The sequence below is a fragment of the Variovorax boronicumulans genome (genome assembly GCF_009811375.1).
GTDB classification, from domain to species: domain Bacteria; phylum Pseudomonadota; class Gammaproteobacteria; order Burkholderiales; family Burkholderiaceae_C; genus Variovorax; species Variovorax boronicumulans.
Genome location: NZ_BKDH01000001.1, coordinates 2,747,870 through 2,766,754, shown reverse-complemented (window position 1 = coordinate 2,766,754; position 18,885 = coordinate 2,747,870). Strand labels below are relative to the sequence as shown.

Below are 18,885 nucleotides of genomic sequence, written 5' to 3'. Positions count from 1 at the left end.
CGAGGAACAGGGGAAATGAACAAGTCTTATCGATCCATCTGGAATGAGGCGCTGGGCGCCTGGGTTGCCGCGTCGGAAATTGCTTCGGCCCGAGGCAAGAAAAGCCGCAGCGCGCAACGCCAGCTCGCGGCGCTGGGTCTGGGCATGCTCCTGTTGGGCGGGCCGGCGCTCGCGCAGGTCGGGATCGGGACGCCGAACCCGGACCCCAGTGCCTGGCTGACGATCGGTGCGGAGCCGGGCCCGGGCGTACCGAACAAGGGCGTGCTGATGCCGCGTGTGGCATTGGCCGACGCATCGACCTGGGGTCTCGCCGCGCCCACGCCGGTGGAAGGCATGGTCGTCTTCAACACCACGGCAGGCACCTCGGCCAACGGCCTCGGCGTCGGGCTGATGACCTGGAAGAACGGTCGTTGGGTGAATGTCGACGAGACACCGTACCTGCACGTGAACTCGACGGCGGTCGGCAACTCGACGCAGGCCAACTCGGGCGCCATCGGCGTCAACAGCGTGGCGATCGGCCCCGATGCGAAGGCGCTCGCGAACGACACCGTGGCCATGGGCAACGGCGCCGAGGCGCACAAGCTCGGCGACATCGCCATCGGCCGCGCCGCCATTGCGAGCGGTGGCGACCGCCTGACCGGACCGACCGAGAACTGGAGTTCCGTGGCGGTGGGCACCTATGCCTCCGCGACCGAAGGCAACTCCGTGGCCCTGGGGGGCTCGGCCAAGGCCGAGGGACGCGGCACCGCGCTGGGTTCGCGCGCCGAAGCCGGCTACGACACCGTCGCGATCGGCACGTTCGCGGGCACGGGCCGCCCCGCCAAGGCCGACCCCAACGATTTCAGCAATTCGCTCAACACCTTCGTCGGCAGCGGCTCGGGCGCGAGCGGCAATGGCGCGCGCAATTCCTACGTCGGCAACCAGGCGGGCCTTGTGGTGCAGGGCGACGAGAACGCCGGCATGGGCTACGGCGCGGGCGGGCTCTCGAGCGGCAACCGCAACGTCGCGGTGGGCCAGCGCGCCGGCCAGTTCGTGACGGGCGACCAGAACATCAACCAGGGCACGATGGCGGGCTTTCAGGCCAAGGGCAGCAACAACATCGCGCTCGGCACCCTGGCGAGCGCCAACCTGGCGCTGGCCGCGCAGGACCCGAACGCCCCGATCTCCCAGGCCGCCGTGCAGGCGGCGAACCTGGCGGCGCAGACCGAGTACATGGGCTTTCTGGCCAAGCGCGGCGTGACCGAGGCCGGCCTGGCCGACGGCACCTACACCCTGGACGCCAGCGGCAACGTCATCGAGGCCAGCAGCGGCAACGTGCTGGTCACCGCCGCCGAGCTGCAGACCTCGGTCACCCAGGCGTTCCAGCGCAACGGCGTGGCCGGCATCGATGCCAGCCGCACGACGGCCATCGGCCACCTGTCGCGCGCCACCGGCGACGACGCCGTGGCGCTGGGCTCGTCGGCGGTCGCCGGCGACAAGGCCGCCGTGGCCATCGGCACGACGAGCAAGGCGTTCGGTGTGTCCAGCGTGGCGGTGGGCGACAGCGCCTTTGCGAAGGGCGAAGCCTCCATTGCCATGGGCAAGGGTGCCCAGGCCAACGGCACGCAGTCGATCAGCATCGGCACGGGCAACGTCGTCAACGGCAACAACAGCGGCGCCATCGGCGATCCGAGCACGATCGACGGCGCCAACAGCTACAGCGTGGGCAACAACAACACGCTGGGCGCTGCGGCGAACAACACCTTCGTGCTGGGCAACAACGTCAACGTCAACGTGGCCAACGCGACTGCGCTGGGCGACTCGACCAGCGTGACGGTGGCTGACGGCGCTGCGCTGGGCAGCAAGTCGGTGGCGAGCACGGACAAGGGCGTGGCGGGCTTCGACCCGGCCACGGGCAAGGCCTCGACGGACACCTCGGCCACGTGGAAGAGCACGCTGGGCGCGGTGAGCGTGGGCGGCAACGGCCAGACGCGGCAGATCACGAACGTGGCGGCGGGCACGCAAGCCACCGATGCGGTGAACGTCGCGCAGCTCAAGGCGGGGCAGACGCATTACTACAGCGTGAACGACAACGGCGTGCAGGGCGGCAACTACGACAACAAGGGCGCCACGGGCCTCAACGCCATGGCCTCGGGCGTCGATGCCAAGGCCGGCGGGGACCATGCGACCGCCATGGGTCATGGCGCGACGGCCGGCGGCCACTATGCGATTGCGCAGGGCTACCAGGCCAACGCGGCCGGCGCGAACGGCGTGGCGATCGGAACCCAGGCCTCTGCCGCCAAGGGCGGCACGGTGGCAATCGGCGCAAGCGCGGGCAAGGATTCGACCGTGCTGACGGGGACCTTCATCGGTGCCGGTGCCGGCAACAAGAGCGCGGGCGCGGACATCACCGCCATCGGCAACAACGCAGGGCAGGCGGCGTCGGGCAACAGCAACACCTTCATCGGGGCAACGGCCGGCAGCTCGTCGGAAGGCGACCTGAACAGCTTCATCGGCGCGGGGGCGGGCATCTTCTCCAAGGGCACCGCCAACTCGGCCTTCGGCAACCTGGCGGGCGCAAACACCGAGGGCGACAGCAATGCCGCATGGGGCTTCGCCGCGGGCGCTTTCGTGAAGGGCGACGGCAACATCGGCATGGGCACTTCGGCGGGCGCCAGCGTCGTGGGTTCGGGCAATGCCGCGATCGGGCAGGGGGCGGGGCTTGGCACCCAGGGTGATGCGAATCTCGCCATCGGTGCGGGGGCAGGCTCGATCGCCAAGGGCAACGGCAACGTGGCGCTGGGCCAGAACGCCGGTCTTGCCGCCGACGGCAACGAGAACATCGCGCTCGGCCAGACGGCAGGGGCCCTGGTGAGCGGCAACCGCAACCTGGCGATCGGCTCGGCCGCGGGCCTTGCCGGCGATGTGGCCGCCGGGAACATCACGCCGACGACGGCGAGCGACACGATCGCCCTGGGCACCCAGGCATTTGCCAATGCCGAGCGCGCCATCGCGATCGGCACGGGCGCCCAGGCGCTGGGCACGCAGTCGATCAGCATCGGCACGGGCAACGTCGTCAACGGCAACAACAGCGGCGCCATCGGCGACCCGACCGTGATCGACGGCGCCAACAGCTACAGCGTGGGCAACAACAACACGCTGGGCGCAGCGGCGAGCAACACCTTCGTGCTGGGCAACAACGTCAAGGTCAACGTGGCCAATGTCACGGCACTGGGCGATTCGACCAGCGTGACGGTGGCCGACGGCGTGGCACTGGGCAGCAAGTCGGTGGCGAGCACGGACAAGGGCGTGGCGGGCTTCGACCCGGCCACGGGCCTGGCCTCGACGGACACCTCGGCCACGTGGAAGAGCACGCTGGGCGCAGTGAGCGTGGGCGGCAACGGGCAGACGCGCCAGATCACGAACGTGGCGGCGGGCACGCAAGCCACCGACGCGGTGAACGTCGCGCAGCTGAAAGCGGGCCAGACGCACTACTACAGCGTGAACGACAACGGCGTGCAGGGCGGCAACTACGCCAACGATGGCGCCACCGGCATCAATGCACTGGCGGCGGGCGTGGGCGCGCAGGCCAACGGCGAGCGCAGCGTGTCCATCGGCTACCAGGCCGGTGTGGGCGCCAGCGCCGGCCTGGCCGGCCAGAACAACGTGGGCATCGGCACCGAAGCGGGTGGTGGTGTCGTGGGTTCCAGCAACACCGCCGTGGGTTCCGCTGCGGGCAAGGACGTGGCTGGCAGCTCGAACGCGGCGTTCGGCATCGCGGCGGGCCAGGGCGTCCAGGGCGACTACAACCTGGCGATGGGTGTCTACAGCGGCATCGGGACCAAGGGCACCTACAACACCGCGATCGGCGGCAGTGCGGGCCAGGCCGTGAACGGCAACGACAACATCGCCATGGGCGACCTGTCGGGCTCCTCCGTCGTCGGCGACACGAACGTCGGCATCGGCGCGGCGGCGGGCGCCGGCACCAAGGGCAACAGCAACGTCGCCATCGGCACCCTGGCGGGCGTGGTCGATCCCGCGACGTTGAGTGGCATCACCGCCGACAACACGGTGAGCATCGGCAACAGCGCCGTGGCCAGCAAGAACGACGGCGTTGCCATCGGCCGCCAGGCGCAGGCCAGTGCGGCCAACGGTGTCGCGCTCGGCGCGGATTCGAAGGCGACGCAGGACGCAACCGCACTGGCGCTCAAGAACGCCTATGTGCCGGCAGGCGCGACGGCCGTGGCCGGCACCGCGCCGGTGGGCGAGGTGTCGGTGGGCAGCGCGGGCAAGGAGCGGCGCATCACCAACGTGGCGGCGGGCTCGGACGATACGGATGCCGTCAACGTGAGCCAGCTCAAGGGCGCGCAGACGCACTACTACAGCGTGAACGACAACGGCACGCAGGGCGGCAACTACGACAACAAGGGCGCGACCGGCATCAATGCGATCGCGTCAGGCGTGGATGCCGTGGCCGCGGGCGTGGGCACCGTGGCGGTCGGCAACATGGCCGGCTCGGGCAGCACGGCGGCTGGCAACTCGCACAACACCTTCGTCGGGTACGGTGCGGGCCGGCAGGTTGCGGGAGCGGACAACACGGCCGTCGGCAACAGCGCGGGTGTGTCGGTGACGGGCGGGAACAACACCGCGCTCGGGTTGAGCGCGGGCGCCCGCGTCACTGGTGACTCCAACATCGGCATCGGCGTGAACGGCGGGGCAGTCACGACCGGTTTCTCCAACGTGGGCATCGGAAGTTCCGCGGGGCAGGGCACCAACGGCGCCTTCAACGTGGCGCTGGGCGGTCTTTCCGGCGGCGGGGTCCAGGGCAGCGCCAACGTCGCGATCGGCTTGAACGCGGGCGAGAACATCAGCGCCAGCAACACCGTCGCCATCGGCACCCGTGCCAAGGCCACGGGCGACAGCGGCGTCAGCATCGGCACCGATGCCAGCGCCACCTACGCGAACGCGGTGGCGCTCGGTGCCAACAGCACCACGGCCACGGACCTGGCGACGTTGAACGCGAACGCGGCCTACGTGCCGCCGGGCGCAACGTCGGTCGCCGGCGCGACGCCGGTGGGCGAAGTGTCGGTAGGCGGCGTGGGTGCCGAGCGGCGCATCACCAACGTGGCGGCCGGCGCGGTCGATACGGATGCGGTGAACGTGAGCCAGCTCAAGGCCGTCGATGCGACCGCCAACGCGGGTTGGAACGTGGCGGCCAACGGCGAAGCCACGGGGGGCAACGTCGCACCGGGCGCCAAGGTCGACTTCAGCAACTCGGACGGCAACATCGCGATCACGCGCACCGGCACGGATCTCGACTTCAAGCTGGCTGACGATGTGAAGGTCAACAACAGCGTGACGGTGGGCCAGAGCGTGCTCAACACCACGGGCCTGACGGTGAACGATGGAACGACGACCACAGCCGTTGCGGCCGGTGGCGTGACCAGCGGGACGGTCAAGCTGAGTGGGGTGACGAACGACATTCAGGGGCTGAGCAACAAGACGCTGACCGATCCGAGCTTTGCGACGGTGGGCCGTGCGGCCACTGAAGAGCAGCTCAAGATCGTCAATGACACGGCCAGCGCAGGCTGGAACGTGGCGGCCAACGGCGAGGCCACGGGCGGCAATGTCGCGCCTGGCGGCAAGGTGGACTTCAGCAACTCCGACAGCAACGTCACGATCACCCGCAGCGGTACGAACCTTGACTTCAAGCTCGCTGACGACGTGAAGGTCAGCAACAGCGTGACCGTGGGCCAGAGCGTTCTCAACACCACGGGTCTGACGGTCAACAACGGCACGACCACCACCGCGGTCGCGGCAGGCGGCGTGACCAGCGGGACGGTCAACCTGAGTGGCGTGACCAACGACATCCAGGGTTTGAGCAACAAGACGCTGACTGATCCAAGCTTTGCGACGGTGGGCCGTGGGGCTACGGAAGAACAGCTCAAGATCGTCAATGACACGGCCAGCGCAGGCTGGAACGTGGCGGCGAACGGTGAGGCCACGGGTGGCAATGTGGCGCCTGGCGGAAAGGTCGACTTCAGCAACTCCGACAGCAACGTCACGATCACCCGCAGCGGTACGAACCTCGACTTCAAGCTCGCTGACGACGTGAAGGTCAACAACAGCGTGACCGTGGGCCAGAGCGTGCTGAACACCACCGGTCTGACGGTCAACAACGGAACGACCACCACCGCAGTCGCGGCAGGCGGCGTGACCAGTGGCTTGGTCAACCTGAGTGGCGTGACCAACGACATCCAGGGTCTGAGCAACAAGACGCTGACTGATCCAAGCTTTGCGACGGTGGGCCGTGGGGCCACGGAAGAGCAGCTCAAGATCGTCAACGACACGGCCAGCGCAGGCTGGAATGTCGCGGCGAACGGCGAAGCCACGGGCGGCAATGTCGCACCGGGCGCCAAGGTCGACTTCAGCAACTCGGACAGCAACATCGCGATCGCACGCACCGGCACGAACCTCGACTTCAAGCTGGCCGACGACGTCAAGGTCAACAACAGCGTGACCGTGGGCCAGAGCGTGCTCAACACGACGGGCCTGACGGTGAACGACGGCGCAGGCAACGTCACGACGACGTCGGCGACAGGCACGACCGTGACCAACGGCACGACCACCACGACGATGGCTGCTGGCGGTGTGACCAGCGGGACGGTCAGCCTGAGTGGCGTGACGAACGACATCCAGGGCCTGAGCAACAAGACGTTGACCGACCCGAGCTTCGCGACGGTAGGCCGTGCAGCGACTGAAGAGCAGCTCAAGATCGTCAATGACACGGCCAGCGCAGGCTGGAACGTGGCAGCGAACGGTGAGGCCACGGGCGGCAATGTGGCGCCTGGCGGCAAGGTCGACTTCAGCAACTCCGACAGCAACATCGCGATCACCCGCACGGGCACGAATCTCGACTTCAAGCTCGCTGACGACGTGAAGGTCAACAACAGCGTGACCGTGGGCCAGAGCGTGCTCAACACCACGGGCCTGACGGTGAACAACGGCACCACGACCACCACGGTGGCCGCAGGCGGCGTGACCAGCGGCAGCGTGAACCTCAGCGGTGTCACCAACGACATTCAGGGTCTCAGCAACACGACGTTGACCGACCCGAGCTTTGCAACCGTGGGGCGTGCGGCCACTGAAGAGCAACTGAAGAAGGTCAACGACACCGCCGGCGCAGGCTGGAATGTCGCGGCCAACGGCGAGGCCACGGGCGGCAACGTCGCGCCGGGCGGCAAGGTCGACTTCAGCAATTCGGACAGCAACATCGCCATCACGCGAAGCGGTACGAACCTGGACTTCAAGCTGGCCGATGACGTCAAGGTCAACAACAGCGTGACCGTAGGCCAAAGCGTGCTCAACACCACGGGCCTGACGGTCAACAACGGCACCACGACCACTGCGGTGGCCGCAGGCGGCGTGACCAGCGGCAGCGTGAACCTCAGCGGTGTCACCAACGACATCAAGGGTCTCAGCAACACGACGCTGACCGATCCGAGCTTCGCGACGGCGGGACGTGCAGCGACCGAAGAGCAACTGAAGAAGGTCAACGACACCGCCAGCGCAGGCTGGAATGTCGCGGCCAACGGCGAAGCCACGGGCGGCAATGTCGCTCCTGGCGGCAAGGTCGACTTCAGCAACTCCGACAGCAACGTCACGATCACGCGCAGCGGCACGAACCTCGACTTCAAGCTCGCTAACGACGTGAAGGTCAACAACAGCGTGACGGTGGGGCAGAGCGTGCTCAACACCACGGGTCTGACGGTGAACGATGGCACGACCACCACGGCTGTTGCAGCCGGCGGCGTCACCAGCGGCACCGTCAAGCTCAGCGGCGTCAGCAATGACATCCAAGGCCTGAGCAACAAGACACTGACCGACCCGAGCTTCGCGACCGTGGGCCGCGGGGCCACGGAAGAACAGCTCAAGATCGTCAACGACACGGCCAGCGCGGGTTGGAATGTCGCAGCCAACGGCGAAGCCACGGGCGGCAACGTCGCACCGGGTGGCAAGGTCGATTTCAGCAACTCGGACAGCAACATCGCCATCACGCGCACCGGCACGAACCTTGACTTCAAGCTGGCGAACGACGTGAAAGTCAACAACAGCGTGACTGTGGGCCAGAGCGTGCTCAACACCACGGGCCTGACCGTGAACGACGGCACGATCACCACGGCCGTCGCGGCGGGTGGCGTCACCAGCGGCACCGTCAAGCTCAGCGGCGTCAGCAATGACATCCAGGGCCTGAGCAACAAGACGCTGACCGACCCGAGCTTCGCGACTGTGGGCCGTGCTGCGACGGAAGAGCAACTGAAGCAGGTCAACGACACGGCCAGCGCAGGCTGGAATGTCGCAGCCAATGGCGAAGCCACCGGCGGCAATGTCGCTCCAGGCGGCAAGGTCGACTTCAGCAACTCGGACAGCAACATCGCGATCACGCGCACCGGCACGAACCTCGACTTCAAGCTGGCCGACGACGTGAAGGTCAACAACAGCGTGACGGTCGGCCAGAGCGTGCTGAACACTACAGGCCTGACGGTCAACAACGGCACGACGACCACCGCAGTCGCAGCCGGCGGCGTCACCAGCGGCACCGTCAAGCTCAGCGGCGTCAGCAATGACATCCAGGGCCTGAGCAACAAGACGCTGACCGACCCGAGCTTCGCGACCGTGGGCCGCGCGGCCACCGAAGAGCAGCTCAAGCTGGTCGACGCCACGGCCAGCAAGGGCTGGAACCTGAGCGCGAACGGCGAGGCGACGCCGCAGAACATCGCGCCCGGCGGCACGGCCAATTTCGCCAATGGCGACAACATGGTCGTCACCCGCAACGGCAACACGCTGACCGTGGCCACAGCCAAGGACGTGAAGTTCGACAGTGTGACCACCGGCGACACGGTGATGAACAACGCCGGCGTGACCGTGGGCCCGAACGTCACCCTCGGCGCCACCGGCCTGACCATCGTCGGCGGTCCGAGCGTGACCACGGCGGGGGTCGATGCGGGCGGCAAGGTGATCACCAACGTGGCACCCGGCGTGGCCGGCACCGATGCGGTGAACGTCAGCCAGCTCAAGGACACGGTCGCCGAGAGCAAGACCAAGTACTACAGCGTGAACTCGACCGGCGGCGGCAACGAGAACAACGACGGTGCCACGGGCGCCGACGCGATCGCTGCGGGCAAGGACGCGCAGGCGACGGCCGTTAACGCGGTGGCGATGGGCACTGCGGCGCAGGCCGCGGGCGTCAGCGCCACGTCGATCGGCAATGCCGCCTGGGCGATGGGCGACCGCAGCACGGCGGTGGGCTACTTCTCGACTGCCGACGGCATCGACAGCGCCGCCTTCGGCGCCTGGGCACGGGCCGGCGGCAATGGCAGCGTGGCCGCGGGCATGGCATCGAACGCCTCGGGCGTGGCGAGCGTCGCGATGGGCGCGCTGAGCGCCGCCGCCGGCGACGTCAGCGTGGCCGTGGGCGCAGGCAGCACGGCCACCGCGGCCGGTGGCGCGGCACTGGGCGCAGGCTCGGTGGCCGACCGCGCAGCGGGCGTGAAGGGCTATGTGCCGCCGGAGGCGACCGCGGCACAAGCGGATGCCATCGCGGCCACCACCAGCACGACGGGTGCGGTGGGCGTGGGCGACGCCGCCAACGGCGTGTTCCGCCAGATCACCGGCGTGGCCGCCGGCAGTGCACCGAGCGACGCCGTGAACGTGGCGCAGCTGCAGGCGGTGGCCAGCCAGGCCGCGGCGGCGGGCAGCAAGTGGATCACCGGTTCGCCGACGACCTACGTGGCGCCCACGTCCACGGGCACCGACAGCACGGCGGTGGGCTCGGGCGCGGCCGTCAAGGCCGACCGGGGCGTGGCGATCGGCACGGGCGCCGTGGTCACCACGAAGAACAGCGTCGCGCTGGGCAACGACGCGACCACGGCGGAGGCCAAGCCCACTGAGAGCGTCACGCTCCAGGGCACGACCTACCAGTTCGCCGGCACCAAGCCGGTGGGCGTGGTCAGCGTCGGTTCGAAGGATGCCGAGCGCCAGCTCACCAACGTCGCGGCCGGCGAGATCAGCGCCACCAGCACCGACGCGGTGAACGGCAGCCAGCTGTACGCGACGAACCAGGCGATCAACAACATGACCACCGGTGGCGGCGGCATCAAGTACTTCCACGCCAACTCGAAGGCGGCCGACTCGAACGCCGCCGGCGCCGAGAGCGTGGCCATCGGGCCGAACGCGGTCGCGCTGGGCAACAACGCCATCGCCACCGGCAACAACGCGCAGGCCAAGGCGGCCGGCAGCATCGCGCTGGGTGCCAACAGCACGGCCAGCACGGCCAACAGCGTGGCGCTGGGCGACGGCGCGGTGGCCAACCGCGCGGGCATGAACGGGCAGCGCGAGATGTTCTCGAACACCGTGGTGCAGTCGGCGCAGGGCGCGGTGTCGGTCGGTGCGGCCGGCAACGAACGCCAGATCACCAACGTGGCTGGCGGCACGCAGGCCACCGACGCGGTGAACGTGCGCCAGCTGCAGGCCGTGCAGCAAAGCGCGGTGCGCTACGACACGAACGTGGACGGCAGCGTCAACTACAACAGCGTGACCATGGGCAACGGGGCCTCCACCGGCCCGGTCACGGTGCAGAACGTGGCACCGGGCGTGGCGCCCACCGACGCGGTCAACGTGCAGCAGCTGAACCAGGCCGGCGCCGCCGGCATGGCCTACACCGACGCGCGCACCAACGCGCTGGGCAACGAGCTGCGCAACACCGCCAAGAACGCCTATGCCGGCGTGGCCGCCGCCATGGCCGTGCAGATGCCGGGCACCTCGGTGCCGGGCAAGACGGTGATGCGCGTGGGCTACGGCACGTTCAAGGGCGAGAGCGCGGTGGGCATCAGCTTCCGCCGCACGGCCGAGAACAACGGCTGGAGCGTGACCGGCGGCGTGGGCATGAGCCGCGCCGGGGCCGCGGCCACGGTCGGTGCCGAGTGGGTCTTCAATTGAAGCGGGAGAGAAAAAGAATGAAGCAGATGAACCGAACCCTGTCCGCCGTCGCACTGGCGGCCTTGCTCGCGGCCCTGCAGGGCTGCGCCTCGCCCGGCGCCGCCATCGACAAGGACGCGCAGGCGCGCGCAGCGGCCGAGAAGCCCGCAGCGCCCAGGCCCGAGGAGTTTCCGGCGCTGGACAGCGCCAAGTGGAAGCAGGGCGCCTTCCCGGGCACCGAGAAGTTCCAGCGCGTGCGCCCCGGCATGGGCAAGGACCAGCTGCGCGAGCTGCTGGGCTGGCCGCACTTCAGCGAAGGCCTGTGGGGCGTGCGCGAGTGGAACTACATCTTCCACTTCTACACGGGCAAGGGCAGCGAGCACGTCACCTGCCAGTACATGGTGCGTTTCAACGGCAGCGAGCTCATGACTGGCGGCTGGTGGAAGAACCCCGACTGCGCCTTGCTCGCGCAGCCGCCGGCGGCCACGCCGATACCGGCCAGCACCAAGCTGGCGCCGCCGCAGAAGGTCACGCTCAATGCGGATGGCCTGTTCCGCTTCGACGGCGCCTCGCTCACCGACCTGCAGCCCGCGGGCCGCACGCGGCTGGAGCACCTGGCCGTCGAGCTGCGCAACAACTTCCGCTCGCTGCACTACATCGTGGTGACGGGCCACACCGACCGGCTGGGCGGCGACGCCTACAACGAGGCGCTGTCGCTGGAGCGCGCCAATACCGTGCGCGACCTGCTGGTGCAGCAGGGGCTGGACCGCAAGCTGATCCGCACCGCGGGCATGGGCAAGCGCCAGCCGTTGGTGTCCGACTGCGAAGGCAGTCGCAGCACGCCAGCGCTGCTGCAGTGCCTGCAGCCCAACCGGCGCGTCGAGCTCGACATCGCAGGGGAGCAGTGACGATGAACGCGCCTGCTCCCTCGGGGTACCGGATCGCGCTGGTCGATTCCGACGCCTTGCAGCGCGCCTGTACCGGCAACTCGCTGACGGCGCTGGGGGCCGACTTCATTCCCTTCGTGCGCATCGCCGACCTGATCCAGGCGCTGGAGGTGGGCCAGCGCTTCGACGGGGTGATCGTGGGGCTGCACGCCGACGCGCAGAAGACGGTGGCGCGCGTGCCCGCGATGCACCAGGCGGCCGACTGGATGCTGCCGCTGCTGTACCTCACGCACCGCTCGGAGCTGGAGAGCGTGGAGTCGGTGCCGGTCGCGGTGCGCGCGCAGCGTTCCTACGAGCTGCTGCTGACGCCCGTGTCGAACGAGGACCTGGGCGTTTGGCTGGCGTCGCTGGACGGCCGGCTGAAGCCGGCGCGTCTGATTCGCGTGGGGGCGGACGCCTGACGCGCGCCCGGGGCCCGGCCCGCTGCGGGGCCGGGCCTGTCAGCAATTCACGGCAAGGGCGGCATGGCGTGGCCGGCCTCTTCGCGTGAACTCCCTCTCCTTGACGGGTTCGCGCCCGGGCAACACCGACACCAGCCGGTAGCCCTGCTTGTAGACCGCGCGCAGCTCGTAGCCGTTCGCGGCGCACAGGTCCAGGCGCTTGCGGATGTTGGCCGCGCACACGTCGAGCACGCGCGTGCCTTCATACGGCGTGGTCTTGTCCCAGATCGACTGCCACAGCCACTCGCGCGTGATCACCTGCCCGGCGTTGCGGAACAGCGTGACGGCGAAGGCGTACTGGCGCGGCTGCAGGCGGATGCGCCGCTCGTGCAGCAGCACCGTGTGGGCCATGTCGAGAAAACGGTAGGGGCCCCAGCTCGCCGCGCCGAGGCTGGCGGTCTGCGCGGCCTGCCGGGCGCGCAGCAGCAGGGTGCGCATGCGCCAGGCCAGTTCGTTGATGGCGTCGTCGATGCCGGCGCCGTGCAGCTCGATGAAGTCGTCCCAGCCCGGCGCGTCGCGCCAGGGCATGAGCTGCTCCCAGCGCCTTTCGCGCACGATGAGCAGCGTCGGGATGTTCAATGCCCTGCAGGCGGCGAAGAGGCTGCGCGAAGCCAGCTCGTTCTCGACCACCAGCAGCAGCAGGTCGATCGGCTGGCCGCTGTCCAGCAACGCAAAGAAGTCGCCCGCACTCGAGAACCGCAGGGTGTCGTAGCCCAGGCGGGGCAGGCTGTGCAGCAGCTGGGGTCCGGTGGTGCCTTGCGGGTCGAGCAGGGCCACGCGCGTGGTCACCGGCATGGCTCAGGACGCCTTCTTGCCGTCCCGGACCGCCAGCACCACGATGCCCACGGCGCACGCGGCGAACAGCACGCCCGTCGGCACGGCGCCCAGGGTGCCCATCAGCCAGCCGTACAGGTCGGTCAGCATGGCGATGAGCCGGTTGCCGCGGGTCTGGCGGCTCAGGTCGTTGGCAATGAATGCGTTGAACGACAGCACTGAGAAAACCAGCGCCACAAAGCCAGCCACGATCCACTTCACGATGTTTTGCTCCCTTGGGTCCCCGGCGCGGCGCAGGCTGGCCGCCCGGGTCGTTCGATGCTAGCGGGGGCTTCGGGGTGGGAGTCTGATGAATTCTTTCAGCGCCGTTCGGGGCGGCTGCGGGCGGGTCTCGGAGAGGAAAACGGGCGGGAAAAATATTTTTCCGGGTTTTTTACCTTCGCTGCCTCTTTCGCAGGCACCGCGTTGCAGGCCCCGCCAGGCAAGGGTTTCGCGCGCTGCACACACGGTTTTCCACAACATTGTCCCCACCGGATTGGGAAAACCCGTCATGGCGATGTGGTAGGGCGACGGGCGGCCCGGCGGCGGGCAAAAAAATACCCGCCGGAGCGGGTATCTCGAGGGGCCCCCGAAGGGGCGCGCTCTAAGGCAAACAGAGAGCTCTTCTTTTGCGGCCCTGTTGCGTGACAGCAAGTGCATCCTCGGCGAGGACGCGCGCCCCGCATGTCAGCTGAAAAATGTCGTAACCGTAGGACAAGTTAAAAAGTGTGAAGAATTTGGCACTTTTTCGAGCTTCGGGGGATACCCTCGGTCCGAACGATCGTGCAGAACTGTCGGTGTTGTCCGACAAGCCGGGGGCGGCCCGGGCCCTAAATTTTGCGGACTCGCTTCAAGTGCGGGTTCTCTGTGCGTGACAGCAATCCAGAGATTCAGCCCAGCATCGTGCTGGGTTTTTTTTGCGCGTTTTCCGGCGTTTTCTGGGGTTTTGGCCCGTCAGCGCAGGAAGACATGCTCCATGAACTGCCGGATCGGGTACTGGATCACCGTCTGCACCCGGGCCGGCAGCTCCAGCGGGCGCATCAGCATCTTCAACGTGGCGGCGGGACTCAGGTGGGTGCGGATGGTGCGGTTCATGTGCGCGCTCAGTTGCTGCACGTAGGCCGCGTCGCCGGCGCGGTGCGGGGCGCGGGCCTGCAGCACGTGGCGGACGGCGCAGTCGGCGTCCTCGCTTTTCAGCTCCAGCGTGCGCCGGCCGATGGTGCCCATCACGCGGAAACGGTTCAGCCGCTCCTGCGCGCGGTAGCGGCGAAAGAACCGGTAGAAGTGCTTGTAGTGGTTGACCTCGTCGGTCGCGATGCGCGTGGCCAGGTCACGCAACACCGGCTCGGTGGTGCTGCGGGCCATGGCCCGGTAGTAGGTGGCGGTGCCGGTCTCGACCACGCAGCGGGCGGTCATTTCCAGGGCGCGGGTCGGGGCCAGCAGCTCGACCTTGCAGTAGGTGGCGTACTCGTCGAGGAAGCCGCGGTAGGCGCTTTCCCAGGGAAATTCGGGCCAGACGTGGTCCACGTAGGCGCGCAGGGCCCGGCCGTGCTGCAGCTCTTCCTGCTCCCAGTGGTTCGACAGCCACTCGGTGACCTCGTCGTCGCCCCGGAAGAAATCGACCAGGTTCTGCGTGTACAGGTCGGAGCCGCTCTCGATGAAGGAGGCCGACGCCACCAGGTAGAAGAGGTTTTCGTCCGTGCGCACCTGCTCGCGTGCGATGCGGGAGAAATCGAGGTCTTCGATCTTCCAGTGTTCCGACGCCTGACCCGCCATGCGTGCTCCTTGATTCATGTTGCCGATGAAAACAGGGGCGAAACAGGCTGCAGCCGGGGAGGGCGCGCACCGCTTCAGCCGTCCATATTAGCCCCGGCTCCCGGATCGCGCGTGCGCAAGGCCCGCGGCGGGTCCGGGCACCATGCGCAAACCTATAATCGATTGTTCAAGCAAATCAAGCAGTTAGGCCGGTTCAACGCAGTGGTTTCGACGCAGGGTCGCCATCGCCAGGCCGCCCCCGACAGCAGACGAAATCCAAAGATGAGCCAGCCCACATTCACGGTCGCGGACATCCGCAAGACCTTTCTCGATTTCTTCGCCTCCAAGGGCCACACGGTGGTGCCTTCGAGCTCGCTGGTGCCGGGCAACGACCCGACGCTCATGTTCACGAACTCGGGCATGGTCCAGTTCAAGGACGTGTTCCTCGGCGAAGACAAGCGCCCCTACGTGCGCGCCGCCTCGGTGCAGGCCTGCCTGCGTGCCGGTGGCAAGCACAACGACCTCGAGAACGTGGGCTACACCGCGCGCCACCACACCTTCTTCGAGATGCTGGGCAACTGGAGCTTCGGCGACTACTTCAAGCGCGACTCGCTGAAGTGGGCCTTCGAGCTGCTGACCCAGGTCTACAAGCTGCCGGCCGAGAAGCTCTGGGCCACCGTCTACATCGAGGACGACGAGGCCTACGACATCTGGACCAAGGAAATCGGCCTGCCGCCCGAGCGCGTCGTGCGCATCGGCGACAACAAGGGCGGTCGCTACATGTCCGACAACTTCTGGATGATGGCCGACACGGGCCCGTGCGGCCCGTGCTCCGAGATCTTCTACGACCACGGCCCCGAGATCCCCGGCGGCCCGCCCGGCTCGCCCGATGAAGACGGCGACCGCTACATCGAGATCTGGAACAACGTGTTCATGCAGTTCGACATGCAGCCCGACGGCTCGGTCAAGAAGCTGCCCGCACCCTGCGTCGACACCGGCATGGGCCTGGAGCGCCTGGCGGCGATCCTGCAGCACGTGCACAGCAACTACGAGATCGACATCTTCGACGCGCTCATCAAGGCCGCCGGCCGCGAAACGGGTACGCAGGACCTGTCGAACAACTCGCTGCGCGTGATCGCCGACCACATCCGCGCCACCTCGTTCCTGGTGGCTGACGGCGTCATTCCGTCGAACGAAGGCCGCGGCTATGTGCAGCGCCGCATCGTTCGCCGCGCCATCCGCCACGGCTACAAGCTGGGCCAGAAGAAGCCCTTCTTCCACAAGCTGGTGCCCGACCTCGTGAAGCTCATGGGCGACGCCTACCCCAAGCTGGTGGCCGACGAGAAGCGCATCATCGACACGCTGAAGGCCGAAGAAGAACGCTTCTTCGAAACGCTGGCCAACGGCATGGAAATCCTCGACGCGGCGCTGGCCGGCGACGCCAAGGTGCTGCCGGGCGACGTCGCCTTCAAGCTGCACGACACCTACGGCTTCCCGCTCGACCTGTCGGCCGACGTGTGCCGCGAACGCGGCCTGAGCGTCGACGAAGCGGGTTTCCACGCCGCGATGGAAAAGCAGAAGGCCGCGGGCCGTGCCGCCGGCAAGTTCAAGATGGACCGCAACGTCGAGTACGCCGGCGCGGGCAACACCTTCACCGGCTACGACCACCTGGAAGAAAACGCCAAGGTCGTCGCGCTGTACCTCGAAGGCGTGGCCGTCGACGAGCTGAAGGAAGGCCAGAGCGGCATCGTGGTGCTCGACACCACGCCGTTCTATTCGGAAAGCGGCGGCCAGGTCGGCGACCAGGGTGTGCTCGTGGCGGAAGGCGTGCAGTTCGGCGTCGACGACACGCAGAAGATCAAGGCCGACGTGTTTGGCCACCACGGCACGCAAACGCAAGGCACGCTGAAGGTCGGCGACGCGGTCAAGGCCGCGGTCGACACCGCGCGCCGCGCCGCCACCATGCGCAACCACTCGGTCACCCACCTGATGCACAAGGCCCTGCGCGAAGTGCTGGGCGACCACGTGCAGCAGAAGGGCTCGCTGGTCGACGCCGACAAGACGCGCTTCGACTTCGCGCACAACGCCCCCGTCACGCGCGAGCAGATCCTCGAGATCGAAAAGCGCGTCAACGCCGAGATCCTGGACAACGCGCCCACGCAAGCGCGCGTGATGGACCTCGAATCGGCCCAGAAGACCGGCGCCATGATGCTGTTCGGCGAGAAGTACGGCGAGACCGTGCGCGTGCTCGACATCGGCACCAGCCGCGAACTGTGCGGCGGCACCCACGTGGGCCGCACGGGCGACATCGGCCTGTTCAAGATCGTCAGCGAAGGCGGCGTGGCCGCCGGCGTGCGCCGCATCGAAGCCGTCACGGGCGCCAACGCGCTGTCGTACCTGCAGGACCTCGAGTCGACCGTGCACAGCGTGGCCGCCACGCTCAAGTCGCCGGCCGCCGAGCTGCAGGGCCGCCTCTCGCAGGTGCTCGAGCAGGTCAAGACGCTCGAACGCGAAGTGGGCGCGCTCAAGGGCAAGCTCGCGTCGTCCAAGGGCGACGAGCTCATCGCGCAGGCGGTGGACGTCAACGGCATCAAGGTGCTCGCGGCCAAGCTCGATGGCGCCGACGCCAAGACGCTGCGCGACACCATGGACAAGCTGAAGGACAAGCTGAAAACCGCCGCCATCGTGCTGGCCGCCGTCGATGGCGACAAGGTGCAGATCGCGGCCGGCGTCACGGCCGACAGCATCGCCAAGGTCAAGGCCGGCGAGCTGGTCAACTTCGTGGCCCAGCAGGTCGGTGGCAAGGGCGGCGGCAAGCCCGACATGGCCATGGCCGGCGGCACCGACGCCGCGGGCCTGCCTGCCGCGCTGCAATCGGTGCAGGCCTGGGTCGCCCAACGGACCTGAGGTCCTTCCCGCTCATTACCCACACAGCACTTCATGTCCGACGCGATCCCCGGTGAAGTGCTCGTGATGGGGGCGGGCACCATCGGTTGCTTCATCGGCGGCAGCCTCGCCGCGGCGGGCGTGCCCGTCACCTTCGTCGGTCGTCCGCGCGTGCTCGACAAGCTCGCGCGCCACGGCCTCACGCTCACCGACCTCGACGGCGCCCGGCACAAGCTGGCGGCGCCCACGCTGCGCCTGTGCGAGCAGGTGCCGGTGGGCGCGCGGCCCGCGCTGGTGCTGCTGTGCGTGAAGAGCGGCGCCACGGCCGAGGCGGCGCGCGAACTGGCCTTTGCCTTGCCGGCCGGCACCACGGTGGTTTCGCTGCAGAACGGCATCTCGAACTGCGCCGCCGCGGGGCAGGCCGGCCCCTCGCTCAACATCCGCGCCGGCATGGTGCCGTACAACGTGGCCGAGATCGACGACGGCGCCTTCCACCGCGGCACGCCCGGCCGGCTGGCCGCGGAAGACGACCCCGTGCTGCGCGACTGGTTGCCCGTGTTCGAGCGCGCCGGCGTGCCGCTCGACCTGCATGCCGACCTGCTGCCGGTGCAGTGGGGCAAGCTGCTGCTCAACCTCAACAACCCGGTCAACGCGCTGTCGGGCCTGCCGCTGCGCGACGAGCTCATGCAGCGCGGCTACCGCCGCTGCTTCGCGGCGCTCATCGACGAAACGCTGGGCGTGTTGCGCACCGGCGGCATCGTGCCCGCGCAGGTGGCGGCCGTGCCGGCGCGGCGCTTGCCGGGGCTGTTGCGCTTGCCCGACTGGCTGTTTCGCATCGTCGCGGCGCGCATGCTGCGCATCGACGCCAAGGCCCGCTCCAGCATGGCCGACGACCTCGCATTGGGCCGTCGCACCGAGATCGATGCGCTCAGCGGCGAGGTGGTGCGGCTCGCGCAGGAGCACGGCCTGAGCGCACCGCGCAACGCGCGCATGGTCGCGCTGCTCGAGGCCTGGCCGCAACAGCCGAAGCGCTGGACGGCACGCGAACTGCAGGACTCGCTGGGCCTTTAGGGCCCGTTCATCCGTAC

The 18,885-nt window shown here is 68.3% G+C and carries 8 protein-coding genes; 5 read left to right on the top strand and 3 right to left on the bottom strand.

Annotated features, from left to right (window positions below):
• Positions 1-15 precede the first annotated feature (15 nt).
• From VHAB30_RS12670 to VHAB30_RS12660, 3 genes are read left to right on the top strand one after another with little or no spacing between them, the layout of a single operon-like run.
• The gene (locus VHAB30_RS12670; protein ID WP_159277239.1) at positions 16-10,977 is read left to right on the top strand and encodes an ESPR-type extended signal peptide-containing protein; all 10,962 of its coding nucleotides are present in this window, start codon (positions 16-18) and stop codon (positions 10,975-10,977) included.
• 26 nt (positions 10,978-11,003) lie between these two features.
• Positions 11,004-11,864, top strand: a complete 861-nt coding sequence (locus VHAB30_RS12665; RefSeq protein WP_159277238.1) for an OmpA family protein — start codon at positions 11,004-11,006, stop codon at positions 11,862-11,864.
• Positions 11,865-11,866: 2 nt separating this feature from the next.
• On the top strand, positions 11,867-12,304 hold the full coding sequence (locus VHAB30_RS12660; protein ID WP_159277237.1) for a hypothetical protein: 438 nt from the start codon (positions 11,867-11,869) through the stop codon (positions 12,302-12,304).
• Between the two features lie 39 nt (positions 12,305-12,343).
• Here VHAB30_RS12660 and VHAB30_RS12655 read toward each other — a convergent pair whose 3' ends face one another.
• The 3 genes from VHAB30_RS12655 to VHAB30_RS12645 all read right to left on the bottom strand — a co-directional run bounded on the left by VHAB30_RS12655 (position 12,344) and on the right by VHAB30_RS12645 (position 14,932).
• Positions 12,344-13,138: a winged helix-turn-helix domain-containing protein gene (locus VHAB30_RS12655; protein ID WP_235926616.1), complete on the bottom strand. Its 795-nt coding sequence runs from the start codon at positions 13,136-13,138 to the stop codon at positions 12,344-12,346.
• 3 nt (positions 13,139-13,141) lie between these two features.
• Positions 13,142-13,378 carry a hypothetical protein gene (locus VHAB30_RS12650; protein ID WP_095744972.1) on the bottom strand — a complete coding sequence of 79 codons (237 nt, stop codon included), beginning with the start codon at positions 13,376-13,378 and terminating at the stop codon, positions 13,142-13,144.
• 732 nt (positions 13,379-14,110) lie between these two features.
• Positions 14,111-14,932 (bottom strand): ferritin-like domain-containing protein, encoded by an 822-nt coding sequence (locus VHAB30_RS12645; protein WP_095947537.1) that lies wholly within the window; start codon positions 14,930-14,932, stop codon positions 14,111-14,113.
• A 261-nt stretch (positions 14,933-15,193) separates the two neighbouring features.
• On the opposite strand from VHAB30_RS12645, the gene alaS reads away from it, so the two are divergent.
• Together alaS and VHAB30_RS12635 are read left to right on the top strand one after the other, a co-directional pair.
• Complete coding sequence (gene alaS / locus VHAB30_RS12640; RefSeq protein ID WP_159277236.1) at positions 15,194-17,818, top strand: alanine--tRNA ligase; 2,625 nt, start codon at positions 15,194-15,196, stop codon at positions 17,816-17,818.
• Between the two features lie 33 nt (positions 17,819-17,851).
• On the top strand, positions 17,852-18,868 hold the full coding sequence (locus VHAB30_RS12635; protein WP_159277235.1) for a 2-dehydropantoate 2-reductase: 1,017 nt from the start codon (positions 17,852-17,854) through the stop codon (positions 18,866-18,868).
• The last annotated feature ends 17 nt before the right edge of the window (positions 18,869-18,885 follow it).

Bases quoted from the DNA above. Each gene is read 5' to 3' on its own strand.
- VHAB30_RS12670 (WP_159277239.1), top strand. From the start codon at position 16: ATGAACAAGTCTTATCGATCCATCTGGAATGAGGCGCTGGGCGCCTGG.
- VHAB30_RS12665 (WP_159277238.1), top strand. From the start codon at position 11,004: ATGAACCGAACCCTGTCCGCCGTCGCACTGGCGGCCTTGCTCGCGGCC.
- VHAB30_RS12660 (WP_159277237.1), top strand. From the start codon at position 11,867: ATGAACGCGCCTGCTCCCTCGGGGTACCGGATCGCGCTGGTCGATTCC.
- VHAB30_RS12655 (WP_235926616.1), bottom strand. From the start codon at position 13,138: ATGCCGGTGACCACGCGCGTGGCCCTGCTCGACCCGCAAGGCACCACC.
- VHAB30_RS12645 (WP_095947537.1), bottom strand. From the start codon at position 14,932: ATGGCGGGTCAGGCGTCGGAACACTGGAAGATCGAAGACCTCGATTTC.
- alaS (WP_159277236.1), top strand. From the start codon at position 15,194: ATGAGCCAGCCCACATTCACGGTCGCGGACATCCGCAAGACCTTTCTC.
- VHAB30_RS12635 (WP_159277235.1), top strand. From the start codon at position 17,852: ATGTCCGACGCGATCCCCGGTGAAGTGCTCGTGATGGGGGCGGGCACC.